Raw genomic sequence first — 1,350 nt, forward strand, 5'->3', positions numbered from 1 at the left:
AGGTGCGATTCGTTTAGCCGAAACCTGAAAGGGGGGATGGCTAGCAGCGATGGGGTAAACCCAAGCAAGGGTTAGAGATCGCACTTTAATCCCCCACCGCCGACAACTTACTATTCATGCAGGTGAGGAAACCTAGTCAAGCATCTAGCTAAGACAACTAGGGGAAAATGGGAAAGATAAAGGTGCAAGCCAACATCATAACCAAAATCCAAAATAAACCAAGTCCTGACATCATGGTGCGTGATTGAAAGCACACAAAGAACCAGAAATAAATCTGGTTTCCCCTACACAAAGATTGACAACCTTTGCGTAAAGCGGGGGTGAACGCGGACTATCGGGATAGCTGAATACCGACACCGCAAGCAAAAATCCTATAACCGAAACATTACGAAAGTAATGAAGTCGTGGGGTAGAAGCGCAAGCTAGCAAATTGTCGATACAACCGTCGTAATTTATTGCCAGAGGATATAAGCTCTCTCAGAGAAATCTGAACTTCTGGGTCAGGAACATCTGACAAGGGTAAGGACTATCAGACTTCTACAACCGAGATAGCGCACCACCTAGAACCCCGGCGGAAAGACAAACCCTAACGGATTTAATCAATGGATAGTAGGAACGAAGTAATCCTTTTGTATGCTCCTCTTCAAAGAACAATTGTTGAGGTAGGCTGTCAGGCTACACGCTGCGAAAGGCTGGGATGGTTTAAGAAGCTAATGCCTAACCTGAAATAACAGGTAATGCCGAAAAAGGGATGGGGTAATGCCCAGGATATGCTGACGTAAACCGCGAAGGTGGTTAAGTGAAAAGGTGCAATTAGTAATGAACAAGCCTAAATCTGATTTGTCAACAAATACAGAGGGATGGAAAGCTATTAATTGGCGTCAAGCCGAAAGATATGTTTTCAAGTTGCAAAAACGCATTTTCGCGGCTAACCGTTGTGGTGATATCAAGAAAGTTCGCCAACTTCAGAAGACGCTGATGAGGTCTTGGTCTAATAGGATTTTGTCAGTAAGAAGGGTCACTCAGGATAACACTGGTAAAAAGACGGCAGGAGTGGACGGGCTAAAAAGCTTAACCCCAGCAGCTCGTCTAGAACTGGCAAGGGAATTAAAACTAACCGGAAAATCCAAACCGACTAGAAGAGTTTGGATACCAAAACTAGGAAGTAATGAAAAACGCCCACTGGGGATACCTGTAATATATGACAGAGTTTTACAAGCCGTAGTAAAATCCGCACTTGAGCCGGAATGGGAGGCAATTTTTGAGCCAAACAGCTATGGTTTTAGACCCGGCAGGTCATGTCACGATGCGATTAAGCAGATTAAACTCTGTATCCAACATAAAGCGAAG

1 protein-coding gene is annotated in these 1,350 nt (G+C 44.4%); it reads left to right on the plus strand.

Features of this window, described 5'->3' with window-relative positions; translation table 11 throughout:
• Positions 1-819: 819 nt before the first annotated feature.
• Positions 820-1,350 (plus strand): reverse transcriptase N-terminal domain-containing protein (locus QUA83_RS30420; protein ID WP_333297938.1); only part of this gene is annotated, 531 nt, incomplete at its 3' end.

Origin of the sequence: Microcoleus sp. K1-B1 (assembly GCF_036704705.1) — a bacterium.
In the GTDB taxonomy this organism is placed as follows: Bacteria; Cyanobacteriota; Cyanobacteriia; order Cyanobacteriales; family Microcoleaceae; genus Microcoleus.